General features: G+C 57.1%; 30 protein-coding genes, 1 tRNA gene and 1 pseudogene. 31 read left to right on the top strand and 1 reads right to left on the bottom strand.

Translation table 11 applies throughout. From position 1 onward, the window contains the following. Positions 1 to 5: 5 nt before the first annotated feature. From rplD to GSD1FS_RS06360, 31 genes and pseudogenes are all read left to right on the top strand, one after another. A complete protein-coding gene (rplD, locus tag GSD1FS_RS06510) occupies positions 6 to 668 on the top strand; it encodes a 50S ribosomal protein L4 (protein WP_155588899.1) in 663 nt (220 codons plus the stop codon). A 4-nt stretch (positions 669 to 672) separates the two neighbouring features. After that, positions 673 to 969: a 50S ribosomal protein L23 gene (gene rplW, locus GSD1FS_RS06505; RefSeq protein WP_155588898.1), complete on the top strand. Its 297-nt coding sequence runs from the start codon at positions 673 to 675 to the stop codon at positions 967 to 969. A gap of 36 nt (positions 970 to 1,005) precedes the next feature. Beyond that, entirely contained in the window at positions 1,006 to 1,836 is an 831-nt protein-coding gene (gene rplB / locus GSD1FS_RS06500) for a 50S ribosomal protein L2 (protein ID WP_155588897.1), read from the top strand. Positions 1,837 to 1,851: 15 nt separating this feature from the next. Next, a complete protein-coding gene (gene rpsS / locus GSD1FS_RS06495; protein ID WP_022858217.1) occupies positions 1,852 to 2,130 on the top strand; it encodes a 30S ribosomal protein S19 in 279 nt (92 codons plus the stop codon). A 21-nt stretch (positions 2,131 to 2,151) separates the two neighbouring features. Then, complete coding sequence (rplV, locus tag GSD1FS_RS06490; RefSeq protein ID WP_155588896.1) at positions 2,152 to 2,511, top strand: 50S ribosomal protein L22; 360 nt, start codon at positions 2,152 to 2,154, stop codon at positions 2,509 to 2,511. 2 nt (positions 2,512 to 2,513) lie between these two features. Next, a complete protein-coding gene (gene rpsC, locus GSD1FS_RS06485; protein ID WP_155588895.1) occupies positions 2,514 to 3,344 on the top strand; it encodes a 30S ribosomal protein S3 in 831 nt (276 codons plus the stop codon). 7 nt (positions 3,345 to 3,351) lie between these two features. Beyond that, positions 3,352 to 3,771: a 50S ribosomal protein L16 gene (gene rplP, locus GSD1FS_RS06480; RefSeq protein ID WP_022858220.1), complete on the top strand. Its 420-nt coding sequence runs from the start codon at positions 3,352 to 3,354 to the stop codon at positions 3,769 to 3,771. Continuing rightward, positions 3,771 to 4,028 (top strand): 50S ribosomal protein L29, encoded by a 258-nt coding sequence (gene rpmC, locus GSD1FS_RS06475; RefSeq protein WP_155588894.1) that lies wholly within the window; start codon positions 3,771 to 3,773, stop codon positions 4,026 to 4,028. Before rplP ends, rpmC begins: the two co-directional genes overlap by 1 nt. Next, the gene (gene rpsQ, locus GSD1FS_RS06470; protein ID WP_155588893.1) at positions 4,028 to 4,288 is read left to right on the top strand and encodes a 30S ribosomal protein S17; all 261 of its coding nucleotides are present in this window, start codon (positions 4,028 to 4,030) and stop codon (positions 4,286 to 4,288) included. The genes rpmC and rpsQ overlap by 1 nt, the downstream gene beginning before the upstream one ends. Positions 4,289 to 4,379: 91 nt before the next feature. After that, positions 4,380 to 4,748: a 50S ribosomal protein L14 gene (rplN, locus tag GSD1FS_RS06465; protein ID WP_033516538.1), complete on the top strand. Its 369-nt coding sequence runs from the start codon at positions 4,380 to 4,382 to the stop codon at positions 4,746 to 4,748. A 1-nt stretch (position 4,749) separates the two neighbouring features. Further along, the gene (rplX, locus tag GSD1FS_RS06460; RefSeq protein WP_155588892.1) at positions 4,750 to 5,085 is read left to right on the top strand and encodes a 50S ribosomal protein L24; all 336 of its coding nucleotides are present in this window, start codon (positions 4,750 to 4,752) and stop codon (positions 5,083 to 5,085) included. Continuing rightward, positions 5,082 to 5,666 (top strand): 50S ribosomal protein L5, encoded by a 585-nt coding sequence (gene rplE, locus GSD1FS_RS06455; protein WP_155588891.1) that lies wholly within the window; start codon positions 5,082 to 5,084, stop codon positions 5,664 to 5,666. The genes rplX and rplE overlap by 4 nt, the downstream gene beginning before the upstream one ends. A 1-nt stretch (position 5,667) precedes the next feature. After that, positions 5,668 to 5,853 (top strand): type Z 30S ribosomal protein S14, encoded by a 186-nt coding sequence (locus GSD1FS_RS06450; RefSeq protein ID WP_004268593.1) that lies wholly within the window; start codon positions 5,668 to 5,670, stop codon positions 5,851 to 5,853. Positions 5,854 to 5,938: 85 nt separating this feature from the next. Next, positions 5,939 to 6,337, top strand: a complete 399-nt coding sequence (gene rpsH / locus GSD1FS_RS06445) for a 30S ribosomal protein S8 (RefSeq protein WP_155588890.1) — start codon at positions 5,939 to 5,941, stop codon at positions 6,335 to 6,337. A 16-nt stretch (positions 6,338 to 6,353) separates the two neighbouring features. Then, a complete protein-coding gene (gene rplF, locus GSD1FS_RS06440; RefSeq protein ID WP_155588889.1) occupies positions 6,354 to 6,893 on the top strand; it encodes a 50S ribosomal protein L6 in 540 nt (179 codons plus the stop codon). Between the two features lies 1 nt (position 6,894). Continuing rightward, positions 6,895 to 7,266, top strand: a complete 372-nt coding sequence (gene rplR / locus GSD1FS_RS06435) for a 50S ribosomal protein L18 (protein WP_155588888.1) — start codon at positions 6,895 to 6,897, stop codon at positions 7,264 to 7,266. Next, positions 7,263 to 7,997 carry a 30S ribosomal protein S5 gene (gene rpsE, locus GSD1FS_RS06430; RefSeq protein ID WP_343030235.1) on the top strand — a complete coding sequence of 245 codons (735 nt, stop codon included), beginning with the start codon at positions 7,263 to 7,265 and terminating at the stop codon, positions 7,995 to 7,997. The genes rplR and rpsE overlap by 4 nt, the downstream gene beginning before the upstream one ends. Then, complete coding sequence (gene rpmD / locus GSD1FS_RS06425) at positions 7,997 to 8,179, top strand: 50S ribosomal protein L30 (RefSeq protein WP_155588887.1); 183 nt, start codon at positions 7,997 to 7,999, stop codon at positions 8,177 to 8,179. The genes rpsE and rpmD overlap by 1 nt, the downstream gene beginning before the upstream one ends. A 2-nt stretch (positions 8,180 to 8,181) precedes the next feature. Continuing rightward, complete coding sequence (gene rplO, locus GSD1FS_RS06420; protein ID WP_155588886.1) at positions 8,182 to 8,640, top strand: 50S ribosomal protein L15; 459 nt, start codon at positions 8,182 to 8,184, stop codon at positions 8,638 to 8,640. A 357-nt stretch (positions 8,641 to 8,997) separates the two neighbouring features. After that, the gene (gene secY / locus GSD1FS_RS06415; protein ID WP_343030234.1) at positions 8,998 to 10,335 is read left to right on the top strand and encodes a preprotein translocase subunit SecY; all 1,338 of its coding nucleotides are present in this window, start codon (positions 8,998 to 9,000) and stop codon (positions 10,333 to 10,335) included. Between the two features lie 39 nt (positions 10,336 to 10,374). Then, positions 10,375 to 10,947, top strand: a complete 573-nt coding sequence (locus GSD1FS_RS06410) for an adenylate kinase (RefSeq protein ID WP_155588885.1) — start codon at positions 10,375 to 10,377, stop codon at positions 10,945 to 10,947. Between the two features lie 226 nt (positions 10,948 to 11,173). Continuing rightward, complete coding sequence (gene infA / locus GSD1FS_RS06405) at positions 11,174 to 11,392, top strand: translation initiation factor IF-1 (protein WP_004268611.1); 219 nt, start codon at positions 11,174 to 11,176, stop codon at positions 11,390 to 11,392. Positions 11,393 to 11,417: 25 nt separating this feature from the next. Further along, the gene (gene rpmJ, locus GSD1FS_RS06400; RefSeq protein WP_003814578.1) at positions 11,418 to 11,531 is read left to right on the top strand and encodes a 50S ribosomal protein L36; all 114 of its coding nucleotides are present in this window, start codon (positions 11,418 to 11,420) and stop codon (positions 11,529 to 11,531) included. Between the two features lie 132 nt (positions 11,532 to 11,663). Continuing rightward, the gene (rpsM, locus tag GSD1FS_RS06395; protein WP_155588884.1) at positions 11,664 to 12,041 is read left to right on the top strand and encodes a 30S ribosomal protein S13; all 378 of its coding nucleotides are present in this window, start codon (positions 11,664 to 11,666) and stop codon (positions 12,039 to 12,041) included. Between the two features lie 74 nt (positions 12,042 to 12,115). After that, positions 12,116 to 12,514, top strand: coding sequence for a 30S ribosomal protein S11 (gene rpsK / locus GSD1FS_RS06390; RefSeq protein ID WP_004268616.1), 399 nt, complete (start codon positions 12,116 to 12,118; stop codon positions 12,512 to 12,514). Between the two features lie 78 nt (positions 12,515 to 12,592). Then, the gene (locus GSD1FS_RS06385; protein ID WP_343030233.1) at positions 12,593 to 13,588 is read left to right on the top strand and encodes a DNA-directed RNA polymerase subunit alpha; all 996 of its coding nucleotides are present in this window, start codon (positions 12,593 to 12,595) and stop codon (positions 13,586 to 13,588) included. A gap of 85 nt (positions 13,589 to 13,673) precedes the next feature. Then, a complete protein-coding gene (gene rplQ, locus GSD1FS_RS06380; RefSeq protein WP_155588883.1) occupies positions 13,674 to 14,165 on the top strand; it encodes a 50S ribosomal protein L17 in 492 nt (163 codons plus the stop codon). A 119-nt stretch (positions 14,166 to 14,284) separates the two neighbouring features. Beyond that, positions 14,285 to 15,180 (top strand): annotated as a pseudogene (gene truA, locus GSD1FS_RS06375) (tRNA pseudouridine(38-40) synthase TruA). A gap of 115 nt (positions 15,181 to 15,295) precedes the next feature. After that, positions 15,296 to 15,715: a hypothetical protein gene (locus GSD1FS_RS06370; RefSeq protein ID WP_155588882.1), complete on the top strand. Its 420-nt coding sequence runs from the start codon at positions 15,296 to 15,298 to the stop codon at positions 15,713 to 15,715. Further along, on the top strand, positions 15,703 to 17,100 hold the full coding sequence (locus tag GSD1FS_RS06365) for a hypothetical protein (protein ID WP_155588881.1): 1,398 nt from the start codon (positions 15,703 to 15,705) through the stop codon (positions 17,098 to 17,100). The genes GSD1FS_RS06370 and GSD1FS_RS06365 overlap by 13 nt, the downstream gene beginning before the upstream one ends. After that, positions 17,091 to 18,674: a hypothetical protein gene (locus GSD1FS_RS06360; protein WP_155588880.1), complete on the top strand. Its 1,584-nt coding sequence runs from the start codon at positions 17,091 to 17,093 to the stop codon at positions 18,672 to 18,674. Before GSD1FS_RS06365 ends, GSD1FS_RS06360 begins: the two co-directional genes overlap by 10 nt. A gap of 239 nt (positions 18,675 to 18,913) precedes the next feature. On the opposite strand, the gene GSD1FS_RS06355 is transcribed toward GSD1FS_RS06360, so the two are convergent. Further along, positions 18,914 to 19,002, bottom strand: a tRNA-Ser gene (locus GSD1FS_RS06355). Between the last annotated feature and the right edge of the window lie 25 nt (positions 19,003 to 19,027).

Below are 19,027 nucleotides of genomic sequence, written 5' to 3'. Positions count from 1 at the left end.
TTTAGATGGCAAACGTTACTCTGAACGTCACCGACAACACCGGCAAGGAAACCGGCACCCTCGAAGCTCCTGAAGCCCTGTTCGGCTTCTCCGCTGAAGAGGTTCAGGCCCACGTTCCGCTGATCCACCAGGTTGTTGTTGCACAGCTCGCCGCTGCTCGTCAGGGCACGCACGCTGTGAAGAACCGTGGCAAGGTCTCCGGCGGCGGCCGCAAGCCGTGGAAGCAGAAGGGCACCGGTCGCGCTCGTCAGGGCTCGATCCGCGCACCTCAGTGGTACCACGGTGGCGTCGCTCACGGCCCAGTGCCGCGTGACTACAGCCAGCGCACCCCGAAGAAGATGAAGGCAGCAGCTCTGCGCTACGCTCTCTCCGATCGCGCTAACAACGGTCGCGTTGCAGTCGTGGACTTCGCAATCTCCGAGCCGTCCACCAAGAAGGCAATCGCAGCCCTCGCTCCGATCGTTGCCGACAAGAACACTCTCGTGGTGCTGTCTCGCGACAACATCAATGAGTGGCTGTCTGTTCGCAATATTCCTACCGTGTATCCGATCTTCGCTGATCAGCTCAGCACCTACGACGTGATCACCGCTCAGTACGTGGTGTTCTCGAAGGATGGCTTCGACGCTTTCGTCGCCGCGAAGACCGCACCGGCTGCAAAGGAGGCCTGAGTTCATGGTCGCTATTCACAAGCCAGCACATGACATCATCTTGAAGCCTGTTGTTTCGGAGAAGAGCTATGCCCTCTCCGACATGGGTCAGTACACCTTCGTCGTGGCTCCGACCGCGAACAAGGTGCAGATCAAGCAGGCAATCGAGGAGATCTTCAAAGTCAAGGTGACGAACGTCAACACCCTGAACCGCGCGGGCAAGCGCACTCGCACCCGCACCGGTTACGGCCGTCGCGTGAACCAGAAGCGCGCCATCGTGACCGTGGCAGAGGGCCAGTCGATCGACATCTTCGGTAACTGAAGGTTAGCCGACAAAAGTTAAAGGAAGAACTAGATTATGGCTATCCGCGTTTATAAGCCGACGACTCCGGGCCGTCGCAACGCGTCTGTTTCGGATTTCTCCGACCTCACGCGCTCGACCCCAGAGAAGTCGCTCATTCGCAAGAACAGCAAAACTGGCGGCCGCAACAACTATGGCCGCATGACCTCCCGTCATCGCGGCGGCGGTCACAAGCGCCAGTACCGTCTCATCGACTTCCGTCGCTGGGACAAGGACGGCGTGCCAGCAACGGTTGCTCAGATCGAATACGATCCGAACCGTTCCGCTCGCATCGCTCTGCTGCACTATGCAGATGGCGAGAAGCGCTACATCATCGCTCCTGAGGGCATCAAGCAGGGTGACCGCATCGAGACCGGCGCCAACGCCGATATCAAGCCGGGCAACAACCTGCCACTGCGCAACATCCCGACCGGTACGATCGTTCACGCCATTGAACTTCGCCCGCTCGGCGGCGCCAAGATCGCACGTTCCGCAGGTGCGGCCGTGCAGCTCGTCGCCAAGGACGGCATGTATGCCCAGCTGCGTATGCCATCCGGCGAAATCCGCAACGTGGACGCTCGCTGCCGCGCAACGATTGGTGAGGTCGGCAACTCCGATCACGCCAACATTCAGCTCGGCAAGGCAGGTCGTGCACGTTGGATGGGCAAGCGCCCGATCACCCGTGGTGAGTCCATGAACCCTGTCGACCATCCACATGGCGGTCGTACTCGCGGTGGCAAGCCGCCAGTCTCCCCATGGGGCAAGGGCGAGGTTCGTACTCGTCATCCGAAGAAGGCTTCGAACAAGATGATTGTTCGTCGTCGTCCTAATGGCAAGAACCGCAAGTAAGGGAGTGTCGAGTAGATGACTCGTAGCATCAAGAAGGGCCCCTTCGTCGACGCCCACCTGCAGAAGAAAGTCGACGAGCAGAATGAGAAGGGCACGCACAACGTCATCAAGACGTGGTCGCGCCGTTCGATGATCACCCCTGATTTCATCGGACACACCTTCGCAGTTCACGATGGCCGCAAGCATGTTCCAGTGTTCGTCACTGAAGCAATGGTTGGCCACAAGCTCGGTGAGTTCGCCCCTACGCGTACCTTCAAGGGTCACGTCAAGGACGACAAGAAGTCGCGCCGCTAATAAGTAGGAGAGTATAGACACATGGAAGCTAAAGCAATCGCTCGCCACGTTCGTGTGACGCCGCGTAAGGCTCGCCGCATGGTCGACCTCATCCGAGGCAAGCAGGCGACCGAAGCTATCACCATTCTCAAGTTCGCTCCACAGGACGCCAGCACCCCGGTGCTCAAGGTCCTCGAAAGCGCAATCGCGAACGCTCGCGTGAAGGCCGACAAGGTCGGCGAGCCGTTCCGTGAGAACGATCTGTTCATCAAGGAGACCTATGTGGACGAAGGCGTGACGCTCAAGCGTTTCCGCGCTCGTGCACAGGGCCGTGCAGCTCGTATCAACAAGCGTACGAGCCACATCACGGTTGTCGTCGCCAGCAAGGAAGGAGACCGCTAAAGATGGGTCAGAAGATTAATCCCTTTGGCTATCGCCTGGGTATTACTGAGAGCCATCGTTCCAAGTGGTTCTCCGATTCCAACAAGGTCGGCGAGCGTTACCGTGACTTCGTTCTCGAAGACGACGCCATCCGTAAGGTCATGAACAAAGACCTCGAGCGTGCGGGAGTTTCTCGCATCGTCATCGAGCGCACCCGTGACCGTGTGCGTGTGGACATCCACACCGCTCGCCCGGGCATCGTGATCGGCCGCCGTGGTGCGGAAGCAGAACGTGTTCGCGCTAAGCTCGAGAAGCTTACCGGCAAGCAGGTTCAGCTCAACATCTTCGAAGTGAAGAACCCGGCCATCGACGCCCAGCTCGTCGCTCAGGGCATCGCCGAGCAGCTTACGAACCGCGTGACCTTCCGTCGCGCAATGCGTAAGGCTCAGCAGGATGCCATGCGTGCAGGCGCCAAGGGTATTCGTATCAAGCTCTCCGGCCGCCTCGGCGGTGCGGAAATGAGCCGTTCCGAGTTCTACCGTGAGGGTCGCGTTCCGCTGCAGACTCTGCGCGCGCTCATCGACTATGGCTTCTTCGAGGCCAAGACCACGTACGGCCGCATCGGCGTCAAGGTCTGGATCTACAAGGGCGATATGACGGAGCGTGAGTTCGAGGAGCAGCAGGCACAGCAGGGCAACAACCGCCCAGGTCGTCGCGGCGATCGTCGTCCGCGTCGCGGCCAGCGCAATGGCCAGCGTCCGAACGGTCAGAACCAAGTGAAGTCAGGTCCGGATCAGCCGATGGAAGCGGAAGTTTCCAACGAAGCTGCCGCTGAGTCGGAAACTAAGGAGTGAGCGCAGGATGCTTATCCCAAAGAGGACTAAATATCGCAAGCAGCATCGTCCTGACCGCCATGGCATGTCCAAGGGCGGCAACGAGATCAACTTCGGCGATTTCGCAATTCAGGCAATGGCTCCGGCCTATGTCACGAACCGCCAGATCGAAGCTGCTCGTATCGCAATGACCCGTTACATCAAGCGTGGCGGCAAGGTTTGGATCACGATCTTCCCAGATCGTCCTCTGACCAAGCACCCGCTCGGCGCTCGAATGGGTTCCGGTAAGGGTACTCCGGAATTCTGGATCGCCAATGTTCACCCGGGTCGAGTCATGTTCGAAATCGGTGGCGTTTCTGAGGATGTCGCTCGCGAGGCTCTGCGCCGCGCAATCGACAAGCTCCCGATGAAGTGCCGCGTGATTGCCCGTGAAGGCGGTGACATCTGATGCCAGTCGGATCTGAAGAATACACCATGAAGAATCTCAACGAGAAGACCAATGCTGAGATCGAGGGCTTCCTCAAGAAGTCCAAGGAAGAGCTGTTCAACCTGCGCTTCCAGCACGCAACCGGTCAGCTCGAGAACACTGCCCGCCTCAAGGCGGTCAAGCACGACATCGCCAGAATGTACACCGTTCTGCGCGAACGCGAGCTTGGCATCAGCCAGGCTCCGGCGGCAACCGAAACGAAAGCTGAGGAGAAGTAATGGCGCAAGAGCGTAACTTCCGCAAAGTTCGTCGCGGTTATGTCGTGTCCGATAAGATGGACAAGACCATTTCCGTGGAACTCGAACTTCGTTCGACTCACCCGCTCTACGGCAAGGTCGTTCGTTCCACTCGTACGGTCAAAGCACATGACGAAAACAACCAGGCTCACGTTGGCGACCTCGTGAGTATCATGGAGACTCGTCCACTGAGCAAGACCAAGCGTTGGCGTCTCGAATCCATTATCGAGCGCGCTAAGTAACAAGTTCGGCAAGGCTCGCTTATCACCCGGCCCGCTCGCCACGGCGGTGGGCCGGGTGATAAGGGAGAACCAGCTCGGCTAAGGAGAATCAATGATTCAGCAGGAAACGCGGCTTCATGTCGCCGACAACACGGGTGCGAAGGAACTCCTCGCCATCCGAGTGCTCGGCGGATCGAAGCGACGCTATGCCGGCATCGGCGACGTGATCGTCGCCTCCGTCAAGGATGCAATCCCTGGCGGGTCGGTCAAGAAGGGCGACGTCGTCAAGGCTGTCGTCGTCCGTACAGTCAAGGAACACCGTCGTGTTGACGGCTCCTACATCAAGTTCGACGAGAACGCTGCCGTTATTCTCGGTTCCGGCCGTGAACCGAAAGGCACTCGTATTTTCGGACCGGTTGGTCGTGAACTGCGTGACAAGCGCTTCATGCGTATCGTGTCCCTCGCACCGGAGGTGATCTGAGATGGTAGCCAAGATCAAGAGCGGCGACACCGTCAAGGTCATCCGCGGCAAGGACCGTGGCAAGGAAGGCGTCGTCAAGCGCGTTCTCAAGGATGACCGTCTGATCGTCGAAGGTGTTCAGATCGTCAAGAAGCACGTCCGCGCCACCCAGCAGGGTGACCAGGCAGGCATCGTCTCCGTTGAGGCTCCGATCCATCGCTCGAACGTGATGGTCATCGACCCTGAGACCAAGCAGCCTACCCGCGTTGGCGTCGTTATCAAGGAAGAGGCACGTGACGGCAAGGTGAAGACCGTGCGCGTCCGCGTTGCCAAGAAGTCCGGAAAGGAACTGGCATGAGCGAAGTCGTTGACGAAGTCATCATCGAAGAGCCAGTCACCCCACGCCTCAAGACGATGTACAAGGAAGAGGTCCTCCCGGAGCTCGAGAAGGAATTCCACCACGACAACCCGATGCAGGTCGCTGGCCTCGAGAAGATCGTTGTGTCTATGGGTGTTGGCGCCGCAGCTCGCGACTCCAAGCTCATCGAAGGCGCTGTGCGCGATCTGACCGCGATCACCGGCCAGAAGCCGAAGATCACGAAGGCCAAGAAGTCCGTCGCACAGTTCCACCTGCGCGAAGGCCAGGCCATCGGCGCATACGTCACGCTGCGTGGCGATCGCATGTGGGAATTCCTGGATCGCCTGCTTACGCTGGCTCTGCCGCGTATTCGCGATTTCCGCGGCATCAACGGCCATCAGTTCGATGGTCAGGGCAACTACAACTTCGGTCTCACTGAGCAGTCCATGTTCCACGAGATCGATCCAGACGAGATCGATCACCAGCGCGGTATGGACATCACCGTGGTGACCACCACGAAGGATGACGACGAAGCTTACGCACTGCTTAAGCTCCTCGGATTCCCATTCAAGGAGAACTGAAATGGCAAAAACTTGCTTGAAGGTCAAGGCGCTTCGCAAGCCTAAGTTCAAGGTTCGCGCCTACACGCGCTGCATGGTGTGCGGCCGTCCGCATTCCGTGTACCGCAAGTTCGGCCTGTGCCGAATCTGCCTTCGTGAGAAGGCACACCGTGGCGAGCTGCCAGGCGTTACGAAGTCCAGTTGGTAAATATCAACGCTGAAGGTCCGCGGCCCGGTTGGAACACAGTTCCTCAGGGCGGCGGAAACCACGGCGAGAAAGGGCGTTAGCCCAAATGACAATGACAGATCCAATCGCAGACATGCTTACGCGTCTGCGTAATGCGAGCGCGGCAAAGCACGAAACCGTGGATATGCCGTACTCCAAGTTCAAGAAGAACATCGCTGAGATCTTGAAGCGTGAAGGCTACATTGAAGACTTCACCGCCAAGGAAGCTCGCGTTGGCCAGACTCTTGAGGTCACCCTCAAGTACGGCCCTCACGGTGAGCGTTCCATTCAGGGCATCAAGCGCATCTCGAAGCCGGGCCTGCGTCGCTACGCGAAGTCCGACGCGCTGCCAATGCCTCTCGGTGGTCTCGGTATCGCGATCATCTCGACGAGCTCGGGATTGTTGACTCAGAAGGAATGCCTCGACCGAGGCATCGGTGGCGAAATCGTCGCCTACGTGTGGTGAGAAAGGAGAGCTGAACATGGCATCGCATATTGGTAAGCTCCCGATCGAGATCCCGGCGGGCGTCGAAGTCACCATCAATGGTCAGGACTTCAGCGCCAAGGGCGCCAAGGGTTCCGACTCCTACACCATCCCAGAGGGCGTGAGCGCCAAGGTCGAAGGTAACGAGATCATCGTCACCGCTAATGACGACCTGCGCCCGACCCGCGCCAAGCACGGTCTGGCTCGCTCGATCATGGCTTCCATGGTCAAGGGCGTGCACGACGGCTACCAGAAGAGCCTCGACATCGTCGGCACCGGTTACCGCGCACAGATGAAGGGCAAGGGCATCGAGTTCTCGCTCGGTTACTCCCACACCATCACCGTGGATCCGCCGGAAGGCATCACGTTCGAGTTGCCAAACCCGAACCAGGTGATCGTCAAGGGTACCGACAAGCAGGCCGTTGGCCAGGTTGCCGCTAACATCCGCAAGCTTCGTGCTCCGGAACCGTACAAGGGCAAGGGCATCAAGTATTCGGATGAAGTCATCCGTCGCAAGGCTGGAAAGGCTGGTAAGTGATATGAGCGTTAAGGTTTTCGGTAAAGGCAAGAAGGCCGCTCTGAAGCGTCGCCACGCTCGTATTCGCAAGCACGTCAATGGCACCCCGGAGCGTCCACGTCTCGTGGTCACCCGTTCCAACCGCCACATGGTTGCGCAGATCGTCGACGATACCGTCGGTAAGACCCTCGTGAGCGAATCCACTCTGACGAGCGACTTCGCTGGTTTCGAAGGCACCAAGACCGAGGCAGCCAAGAAGGTCGGTGAACTCCTCGCCAAGAAGGCACAGGATGCCGGCATCACCACGGTCGTGTTCGACCGCGGCGGCAATAAGTATCATGGTCGCGTCGCAGCTGTTGCTGAAGGCGCCCGCGAGGGAGGTCTGGCACTGTGAGCGACAACGAAAAGGAAACCCAAGTGGCTGAAGAAACTCAGAACACTCAGGCAACCGCTGAGTCCAATACCTCCAACAACGACGAGCGTCGTGGCCGCCGCAACAACCGCAACGGCGAAGGCCGTCGTGGTGAGCGCCGCAACCGTCGCGAGGAGAACCGCGAGAACGAGATGCTCGATCGCGTGGTGACGATCAACCGCGTGTCGAAGACCCACAAGGGTGGCCGTACGTTCAGCTTCGCCGCACTCGTGGTGGTTGGCGATGGCAACGGCACCGTCGGTGTCGGCTATGGCAAGTCCCGTGAGGTCCCTGCCGCAATCGCCAAGGGTCAGCTGGATGCCAAGAAGCATCTGTTCAACGTGCCGCGCATTCGTGGAACCGTGACCCACCCGGTCACCGGTCACGACCATGCAGGCACCGTGATGCTGCGTCCTGCCGCCCCAGGTACTGGCGTTATCGCCGGCTCCGCGGTTCGTGCAGTGATGGAATGCGCTGGCATCACCGACATCCTGACCAAGTCGATGGGTTCGGCAACCGCAGTTAACGTGGTTCGCGCTACCGTCGACGCCCTCAAGCAGCTTGAGGATCCGGAAGAGATCGCGGCTCGCCGTGGCCTCTCCGTGCAGGAAGTCGCTCCTGACTCGCTGCTGCGTGCTCGCGCCGAAGGCATCGCCGAGGCTCGCAAGGCTCGCGAAGAGGCTCAGGCCAAGGCTGCAAAGGATGGTGAGTGATGGCTAAACTCAAGATCACGCTCGTGCACGGTGTTGCACACGCGAACAAGAAGCAGCGCGCTACCGTGCAGACCCTCGCCCTTCGCAAGATCGGCCAGAGCACTGTGCGCGAAGACAATTCGACGACCCGCGGCCTGATCGCCGTGGTGAATCATCTGGTCACTGTTGAGGAGGCAGACTGATTATGGCTGAAGAAGAGACCACAATCCTGCAAATGCATGACCTCAAGCCAGCACTAGGCGCTAAGAAGGACCGCATCCGCGTTGGCCGTGGTGAAGGCTCCAAGGGTAAGACCTCGGGCCGTGGCGACAAGGGCACCAAGAAGCGTTATCAGGTTCGTCCTGGCTTCGAAGGTGGCCAGCTGCCGCTCTACATGCGCCTGCCAAAGCTGCGTGGCTTCCGTAGCCCGTTCAAGACCGAGTATCAGGTTGTGAACATCGCGGCCCTCAACGACCTGTTCCCACAGGGTGGCGAGATCACCGTGGCCGATCTGGTCGAGAAGGGCGCTGTGCGCGCCAATCGTCCGGTCAAGGTGCTCGGCGAAGGCGAGACCACCGTTGCTTTCACCCTCAAGGGTGTCAAGGCTTCCGCTTCGGCGAAGTCCAAGATTGAAGCAGCTGGCGGTTCCATCAGCGAAGACTGATTGCATCAATAGAAGTTAGTGCTTCTATGTTTAGACCCTTTCCGCACAAGCTAGTGCGGAAAGGGTCTTTTTCACTCATAAGACGATTTTTCTTGCTCCGTGGAAACAAGCAGAGCGCAAGAGCTCGGCAGACAGTCAAACAGTATGGAATGCTCCACGGGAGAGCAAACGGTGTGGCATATCTCACATCAGCTACGAATAAGCAGAAAAATGAATGGTCAATACTCGCCGTTTTGTGTTGAAATAGTTGCGGAAAATGCTAAATCGGCGCGCAAGGTATGGTCTTTGGTCTAGACTCAACCCTTAGCGTGTGTTTTCATAGTGCGCGATTGCGCATAGTTATGGAGGGAACCCAAGGTGAGGACGTTAATCCAGGCCTTTCGAACCAAGGAGTTGAGGAACAAAATCCTCTTCGTCCTCGGCATCATCATCATCTACCGTATTGGCTCGTTCATTCCGACGCCGGGCGTTGACTACAAGGTTGTGGCTGACTGCGTTGTGAATACGAACAACAATGCTGAGAACTTCATCGGATTGGTGAACCTGTTCTCCGGCGGCGCCATGCTGCAGCTGTCGATCTTCGCATTGGGCGTTATGCCATACATCACCGCATCCATCGTTGTGCAACTGCTGCGCGCCGTGATCCCGCGCTTCGAGGCACTGCACAAAGAGGGGCAGTCCGGTGAGGCGAAGCTCACCCAGTACACCCGTTACCTCACCATCGGCTTGGCTGTGCTGCAGTCGACGACGATTCTCGTCACCGCACGTTCCGGCGCACTGTTCAACTACCAGTGCTCGAACGTGATTCCTGACGCGTCGATCTGGAACATGATCGTCATGATCATGGTCATGACCGGCGGCACCGGCCTCATCATGTGGATGGCCGAGCTCATCACCGAAAAGGGCATCGGTCAGGGCATGTCTATTTTGATCTTCCTCTCCATCTGCTCCGGCTTCCTGCCGCAGCTGTGGGAGATTGGTTGGGGCACGAACGGCACCGACGGCAACTGGACCGATTTCGCGATCGTCACCACCGTGCTCGTGGTGATCATGATCTTCGTCAACTACGTCGAACTTTCTCAGCGCCGCATTCCGGTGCAATACACGCGCCGCATGATCGGCCGCAAGATGTATGGCGGTTCGTCCACGTACCTGCCGCTCAAGATCAACATGAGCGGCGTTATCCCGCCGATCTTCGCGTCCTCTATTCTTGCTATCCCGACCCTGTTCGCACAGTTCGGCAACAGCGACCAGAGCTGGGTCAAGTGGATCAACTCGAATCTCGCGAACACGACTTCCATCTGGTACATCGCGCTTTACGCGGTCATGATCGTGTTCTTCACGTTCTTCTACACCGAGATCACGTTCAACCCAGACGAAACCGCCGACAACATGAAGGAGTTCGGCGGCTTCATTCCTGGCATTCGTGCCGGTAGCGCAACTGCTCGCTACCTGAAGTATGTGATCAACCGTCTCAACACGGTCGGCGCGATCTACCTGCTGTTCGTGGCGCTGCTGCCGACGATGCTGATCATGGCGCTCAAGCTCAACACGCAGCTGCCATTCGGTGGCACGACGCTGCTGATTATCGCCGGCGTCGGTCTCGACACGCTGCGCCAGGCGAAGGCTCAGACCGAGCAGTACCAGTACGCAGGCTTCCTGTTCGAGAACACGAGCCACGTCGAAGGCAAGTGAGCAGTCGCTCGCTTACCACACACAACGAAAGGATTTGATATGCGTCTGTTGATTATGGGACCGCAGGGTGTTGGCAAGGGCACGCAGGCAAAGCTGCTGAGCGAGCACTACAACATTCCGACGATTTCCACCGGCGACATTTTCCGCGCCAACATCAAGAACCAGACCGAACTCGGCAAGAAGGTGCTCGAATACACGTCGAAGGGCTTCCTCGTTCCCGACGAGCTGACGAACGAGATCGTCAAGGATCGCTTGGCTCAGGACGACGTGAAGAACGGCTGGATTCTCGACGGTTATCCGCGCAACGCGGCTCAGGTGACTGCGCTCGACGAGATTTGCGCCGAGATGAACACGCCGCTCGACGCAGTGGTCGCTCTGACCGCTCCGACGAACGTGCTGCTTGAGCGCATGGCGAAGCGCGCGAAAGAGGAAGGTCGCGCAGACGACACTCCGGAGGCGATCAAGAACCGTCTGAACACCTACGAGAAGGAGACGGCTCCTGTGCTCGACATCTATGGTGAGCGCGGCAAGCTCGTCAGCGTCGACGGCGTTGGCGACATCGACGAGATCTCCAAGCAGATCATCAGCTCGCTTGATGCCAAGCTCGCCTGAGTATTTCAGTATTTCCCGAGATACTACTGCGTAGCGTAGCGAGACAGAACACTGTGAAATAACATGCAAAACACAGATTATTGAAAATAGATAATCTGAATTATCACGAAGCGGAGAATACCGACACGCCGATGTTGGTATTCTCCGCTTTTCGTGTATACTGACAATTTGGTGTGTCTTCGGGCGCACTATAAGTAATGCAACCGGCGAGGAATCGGAATAATCTATGGCAAAAGACGGTGTGATTGAAGTTGAAGGTCGAGTCGTCGAGGCTCTTCCTAACGCTATGTTCCGTGTGGAACTGGAGAATAAGCACATCGTGCTGGCTACTATTTCCGGCAAAATGCGTAAGAACTACATTCGTATTCTGCCGCAAGATCGCGTGGTGCTCGAAATGAGTCCATACGACCTCAATCGAGGCCGCATTACGTACCGTTACAAGTAAAGGTACAAACAGCAAAGGAACAACCATGAAGGTTAGCCCAAGTGTGAAGAGGATCTGCGAAAACTGCCGCGTGATCCGTCGTCACGGTCGCGTCATGGTGATCTGCACCAACCCACGCCACAAGCAGCGTCAGGGCTGAGCAGATAGCAGCGACACAATAATTCAGGCACTCAGTCGCAAACCCAGCAGGGTTTGAACCCCGGGAACGCAGGCCCGGGCCGCATAAGCGGGGGACTAGGTGCAAGACCTGCGGTAACAGAAGGAAATCGCAATGGCACGTCTTGCCGGAGTCGACATCCCTAATGACAAGCGCATCGAGGTCGCGCTCACCTACATCTTCGGTGTGGGCCGCACCCGCGCAAAGGAAACCCTTGAAGCGACTGGCATCAATCCAGACACCCGCGTCAAGGACTTGACGGATGAGCAGCTGATCACGCTGCGTGACTACCTCGAGTCGAACTATAAGATCGAAGGCGATCTGCGTCGTGAAATCGACGCCGACATTCGCCGTAAGATCCAGATCAACAGCTACCAGGGCATGCGTCACCGCAGGGGCCTGCCGGTCCGCGGTCAGCGCACCAAGACCAACGCACGTACCCGCAAGGGACCGAAGCGCACGGTCGCCGGTAAGAAGAAGGCCACCAAGTAATAGGTGGCAAATTGCAGCCACGGTGTGACAGCCATCGCTGCAAAATATAGTTCGTTACAAGGAAACGAGGTCCAATGGCAGCTCAAAAGCAGGCCGCGCGCAAGACCCGTCGCCGCGATCGCAAGTCGATCCCGGTCGGTCAGGCGCATATCAAGTCAACGTTCAACAACACCATTATCTCCATCACCGATCCGTCCGGCGCAGTTGTGTCTTGGGCGTCCGGTGGCGATGTCGGCTTCAAGGGCTCCCGTAAGTCCACGCCGTATGCCGCTGGTATGGCAGCTGAGTCCGCAGCCCGCAAGGCTATGGAACACGGTGTCAAGAAGGTCGATGTTTTCGTGAAGGGCCCGGGTTCCGGTCGTGAAACCGCCATCCGCTCCCTGCAGTCCGCTGGTCTCGAAGTCGGTTCGATCACCGACGTCACTCCACAGGCATTCAACGGCGTTCGCCCACCAAAGCGCCGCCGCGTCTGAGCACTAGACAATACCATCCATCCAAAGCCGCTTGAAGCCGGTGAGTGCACCATCGGCTGAAGCTGAAAGGATAACACAGTGCTTATCGCACAGCGTCCGACACTTACCGAGGAATCGCTCAACCCTCAGCGTTCCCGTTTCATCATCGAGCCGCTTGAGCCAGGTTTCGGCTACACGCTTGGCAACTCGCTTCGCCGTACTCTGCTCAGCTCGATCCCGGGAGCGGCAGTGACGTCGGTGCGTATTTCCGGTGCCCTGCATGAGTTCACCACTCTGCCGGGCGTCGAGGAAGACGTCACCGAGATCTTGTTGAACATCAAGGGAATCGTGCTCACCAGCGAATACGATGAGCCGGTCGTGATGTATCTGCGTAAGGCAGGCAAGGGCGAGGCCACCGCCGGAGATATCACTCCGCCGGCAGGCGTCACCATCGCCAACCCGGATTTGCACATCGCCACTCTCGCCGATGACGGCGAACTCGAGATCGAGTTCACCGTTGAGCGTGGCCGTGGATACGTCCCAGCCCAGATGAACAAGCAGGATGGCGATGAAATCGGCCGTATTCCGGTTGATTCCATCTATTCCCCAGTGCTTAAGGTGAGCTACAAGGTCGAAGCGACGCGCGTTGAACAGCGCACCGATTTCGACAGGCTCATTCTGGATGTGGAAACCAAGCCGGCCATTTCGCCGCGTGATGCCGTGGCATCCGCTGGCTCGACGCTGGTTGAGCTCTTCGGCCTGTGCCGTGAACTCAACACGCAGGCCGAAGGTGTGGAAATCGGACCGGCACCGGTCGCCGAACAGGCTGATCCGGGCATGTCGGTGCCGATCGAAGACCTCAACTTGACTCAGCGCAGCTACAACTGCCTGAAGCGTGAGGGCATTCACACCGTTGGCGAACTGGTGAACCACACGGAGCAGGATCTGCTCGACATCCGTAATTTCGGTATGAAGTCCATCGATGAAGTCAAAGAGAAGCTGCAGTCCCTCGGACTCTCGCTCAAGGCTTCGCCACTCGGCTTCGATACCAATAACCTCGAGGGCGGCACCTTCTTCTCGCCTGAAGACGAGTAAGCCGCAATCGACATAACCGCTGCGACGGATTCGGATGTTCGGGCACATGCCCACCTGAATCCGGCTGTGGCATCAAGGAGAAACAATGCCTACACCAAAGAAAGGCCCACGTCTGGCTTCCAGCCCGGCTCATGAGCGTCTGATGCTCGCCAACATGGCGACCAGCCTGTTCATGCACGGCCGCATCACCACCACGTTGGCCAAGGCCAAGCGCCTTCGTCCACTGGCTGAGCGCCTGATCACCTTCGCAAAGCGTGGCGATCTGCACTCCCGCCGTCGTGTGATGCGCGTTATTCGCAACAAGTCCGTTGTGCACAAGCTGTTCACCGAAATCGCAGAGCAGATGGAGCAGCGCGAAGGCGGCTACACCCGCATCGTCAAGATCGCTCCTCGCAAGGGTGATTCCGCTCCTGCCGCCATCATCGAGCTGGTCACTGAGCCAGTGAGCCCGAAGAAGGCAGTTGTCAAGGAAGCCGAAGCAGCAACCAAGGTCGCTGCCAAGGAAGAAGCTCCTGCACAGACCGAAGCAGCCGAAGCAACTGAAGCTGCAAACAACGAGGCTGAGAACGCTGAGTGAGCATCGTTGTGATTGATTCACAGTGATGCTTGAATGAGGCCGGTACCGATGAGGTGCCGGCCTCATTTGCATATGCGAGCGCATGCGACATCGTTGGTGTGACTTGCTAAGCTCATAATGTGGCGCGTTTACGAATCGACTTGGCATACAACGGCAAAGACTTTCACGGTTGGGCAGTGCAGCCCGACCGTCGCACAGTGCAAGGCGAGATTGAAACCGCATTGGCACGCATATTGCGTGGCACGGAACAACCGCCGCATCTCACCGTCGCAGGCCGCACCGATGCAGGTGTGCACGCATCGCATCAGGTTTGCCATCTCGACGTGAGCGAGGCTGCGCTCGAGCGCTGCCTCGGGCACATGAACACCACACCGGTGGAGGCATTGACATTGCGGCTTTCGCGCATGCTTCCCGACGACATCGCCATCCACCGCATAACAGTGGCACCAGCCGGATTCGATGCTCGATTCTCCGCATTGGAGCGCACTTATGTGTATCGCATCTGCGACGATGCATTCGGCTGGGATCCCCGCCAACGAGATTATGTGTGGCGAATAGACAAACAGCTTGATATTGACGCAATGAACGCTGCCTCGCACATGATGCTCGGACTGCACGATTTTGGCTCCTTCGCCATCGCGAATCCTGGAGGAACCACAATACGCGAAGTCAAAGTCGCCTCCTGGCAACGGGCACAAACGCATGAACTCGTGCCCAGCCCAGCGAGCTATAGCACACCTGAAATAGAAGGCGGACTGTTGTGCTTCACCATTGTGGCAGACGCCTTCGCCCGCAATATGGTGCGCTCTTTGGTGGGTGCATGCGTGCAACTGGGATTGCACAAACGATCGGTGGATTGGTTCGCCCAAAAATGGCAGAGCCTCTGCGCGAAGGATCGACTGGGCCGATAGCGCCGCAAGGATTGACGCTGGAACACGTCGAATATCCCGCGGATGGCGAACTTGCCGCTCGCGCTGAACGAATCCGCGCAAAACGTACATTGGAAACGCTATGACGCCCACAGGAATAACAATTCACTTATTGATATTTTCGGTTAAAGTTGCCAATAGAAGAAGATTAAACGCGCATAATGCGAGTAGAAGAAGAGTAGACGAAGAATGGTGAACAGCATGTGGCGTCGGTTGGCCTCCATATTGGTGTGCATCGGCATGGTTATTGGCTTGGGGTCCCTCCTTCCTCGGACGGCAGTGGCTCAAGAAGGGGAGAGCACCACGACCGCCGAGCAAGCGAACAACGAAACGAATGACGGCAACACCGTGCAAGCGCGCGATAGCGAGCCGGAAGTGAATACGGGTGCTCCCGAAACGGAGACCGTGCATCTCTACGATGCGCAGAACAACATGGTCGCCACAATGACATTGTCGCGCAACAACATTGGCAATCTGTCGGATATCACAGATAATAACAACTACATCACCGTGAATCTGTCGTTCGCTGCAAAGGCGGGAGACACGTTCGTCATCAATATTCCTGCTTCCCTGTCAAGCCAGACGGAACGGCGCTGTCAGGTGGCGGCGTGTATTCAGTGAGCAACGTGCTTGAGCTGCCTGCAGACATCGGCACGGTCACTCAAGCTACGCCGACCACGGGTGGCTGGCAGCTCACCTATACGTTCAAAACGTCGACGCAAACAGACACGTCGTTCAGACTCACTGGTGGCAACAATTATTCTGCGCAAACCACTCCGATGCCGGAGATCGGTGCGGCGCTGAAGAAGATCACGTGGTTGTACAACGGCACTGAGGGCGATCCAGCGTATTTCACGCAGGTGATCAAGCCTGATATGAATCCGACTGCAGTAACCCGAGTATCTCCATCTCCGAAAGATGCTCCAAAGGTCAATGTCGGGAAGGAATACACCTATTCGTTCAGCGTCAACGAAACCTCCGGTGTGGGAACCAATGGCTGGGACTGCGCACAGGTCAACAGTGCGGTCAACTATGGCACGACGATCACGATTCCTGTGCCAGAAGGTTTTAAGCTTGACGTCGCCGCCACAAAGGCCAAGAATATTGCTGCAAACTCCGATGCAACCGTTGCAGCGCAATTCAAGGATGACAAAACGACGATCACACAGGATGCTTCGACCGGAGTGATCACGATCAGTGTGCCGAAGGGCTACGGATCACAGCACTGGAGGTCCACCGAACCATATTATCTCGTGGGATCATTCGACCGCGAAGCACCTGATGAGTCCACCACCATCACGGCATCGGCTGGCGCTACGATTTCGCAACAGCAGCAAGAGCCAGACGGTACTTTGAAAACAGTTACGGTCACCACGGATCCGTGGACGGAAACCTTGCGCGCGAAGAATGATGCATTCTGCAATGATGGAACGGCGAGTTGCTTGGATCTCAGCATCGCAGGTAACTCGAAGAGCAACATTTTCTTGGAGCCAAGTAGTGAAGCGAACAGCACAACACTGAAATATTTGAATTTCTTTGGCGTCAAGAACAATTCGGCGAACGATCTCGAAGAGCCGGAGATGGAAATCGATGTGCCAAGTGGATTCAACGCCACGGCTATTTCCACGCCGAAAGACGATGTCAAGCTAAAGGGGTTGACCTCATACCGTTACGACATCACGTTGCTCGACGGCACCAAGATGACGGGTACTGTGGCTGCGGGCGAGACGATCACGCAGAGCAAGGATTCCCCGATGCGCAAGATCCTGCTCTACCCAAATCTGCTCGCTGCAGGCATGGGCACAGACGCTGCTCAGGCCACGAGTTATCTTCCGAGCAACAATAAGGATTGGACTGGCACTGGCACTTTGTTCGCATTGCTCGGCAATCTGTCGACCACCTATGACGACGGCACAGCCGTCAAGGTTGGAGACACCTTCGAAACCGGATGGAGTGTGCTCAGCAAAACCGAGCATATGCAAAAGAGGGAACCACCGTGTTCCTGAAGACTTCCATGAAGAACACGCAGACAGTTGTTGATGAAGGTGATCTTTTTGCACAGCTCAGCACCTATGCCGACCAAAGCAGCACATTGCCAGGTGCCCAAGATGCTGCTCGACTTGGCGTATCAAGGTCTCTTGACAACTACACCACGCAATACATTTACGAGCCCGTGTTCTATTACGTGCTGCCTGCGGGATTCACGTACAACAATAAAGCACTAACATATCCCACGTCAGTGCAGCCAACGATAACCATGGCATCGACGGATGATGGCAAACAGGTAGTGAAAATCGACTACACCGGCACGGGGTATTCGTTCAATACCCTCTCAGGCGCAACGGATTTGGTCGGAATCAATATTGATGCTGATGCGTTGCTTGGTACCAACTACCAGTGGAACGTCTACCTGTATAGCCCGACCACGAAATTCACTAGGCCACATGTGACACTCTCTGATACGAGCTATGTGATGGGCAACACCGACATGGATAATATCTATGCCCTTGGAAGTGGCAACTTCACAGTGTCGGCTTCGCAGTCCATCGTTTCCAAGAACACGGCGAGGGGTAATCAGTCGACTGCATTCATGCAGCAAGATACGACTGACTATCTCAAGGCTACCAATGGCTACAGCTCGGCTGAAGATATGGAATTCGGCGTTTCCCTGTTCAACAGCAATACCGCTGAAATGAAGAACGTGCAGGAATTCTTCAACGTTCCGCAGAAAGACGACAACAATGGATTCTCTGTTCAGCTCACCGGCCCTGTGACCGCTGAACTGCTTCCAGGCCTGAGCACTCAACCTGAGTACACGGTGAAGTATTCGACGAAGGCGGTGACACTCGGCAATACCGCGCCGAGCACAGCAGATTTCGTCGCTGCGGATCAGGTGAGCGATTGGAGCACGATTAAGTCACTCGTTATCGAAGTCCCGTCGATTCCGAAAGGTTCTGCAGCAGGTCGCTTCATCGTTCACGCGAAGGATCCGACGCTGGCGGCTGATTGCGGCAAGTCCGTGTCGCCGGAAACCGGCTTCTACCACGACACGTCAGTTCCGCTCATCTACAAGCCGAATAGCAAGGAAGCCTCAAAGCTCACTGTGACCGGCAAGGCGACCGTCACCGCACGCTTGCATTGGAAGGACGCCAGCGGCGCTGACCAATACAAGACGCTTGACGACCTGACCAAGCAATACGAGATCAACGTCGCCAAGCTCGAGAAGTCGAACTACCCATCGAGCATCAGTGCGATGAGCTCCGCCGACGTCGCATTGCTGCCGAAGGGCTACAAGCTAGCAGATGATCCTCTGACGCTTATCGCCGACACAACCGCCACATACCCAGGCGGTTCAGCCAATGCCCACAAGGTGGACTGGTCCACCGTGGTGCGCTACAACTACAACGGGGCGATCGTGCAATACGAGCTCGAGCCTGAAATCATCAGCACTATGCCAGTCACCGGCTGGGGTGGCTTCTGGAATGTGCGCACGTTGCTCGCCCTGACGGTGACGCTGGGTGGACTTGCACTGGCGTGGGGTGCATACGACCTCATTCGCCGTGCTCGCCGCTCCAACTGAGCCCCTAACTAAAGGAGGAGCCGATACCCCTGCCGGGGTATCGGCTCCTCCTTTTGCTGGTGGGGATATGAAACGCATATATGGCTCTAAAAGAGACAGCGAAGAATGGCTATTTTCCAACAAAAAAGAAAAACGGATACTTGGCGCCAGAAGAGTTTTATATCCCCACCAGCAAAATAAGGGGGTGTGCGAAAGGCTCGCGGTACAAAGAAAGCCTGCCGAAATGGCAGGCTTTCTGGTGGCGGATGAGGCGAGATTCGAACTCGCGGAGGGGGTTGCCCTCACACGCTTTCGAGGCGTGCTCCTTAGACCGCTCGGACACTCATCCAGTGTTGTTAAGCAACTTGTTCATT

Origin of the sequence: Bifidobacterium canis (assembly GCF_009727065.1) — a bacterium.
Lineage (GTDB): Bacteria > Actinomycetota > Actinomycetes > Actinomycetales > Bifidobacteriaceae > Bifidobacterium > Bifidobacterium canis.
The sequence above is the reverse complement of the archived record's forward strand: the minus strand, read 5'-3'. Positions and strand labels throughout refer to the sequence as shown.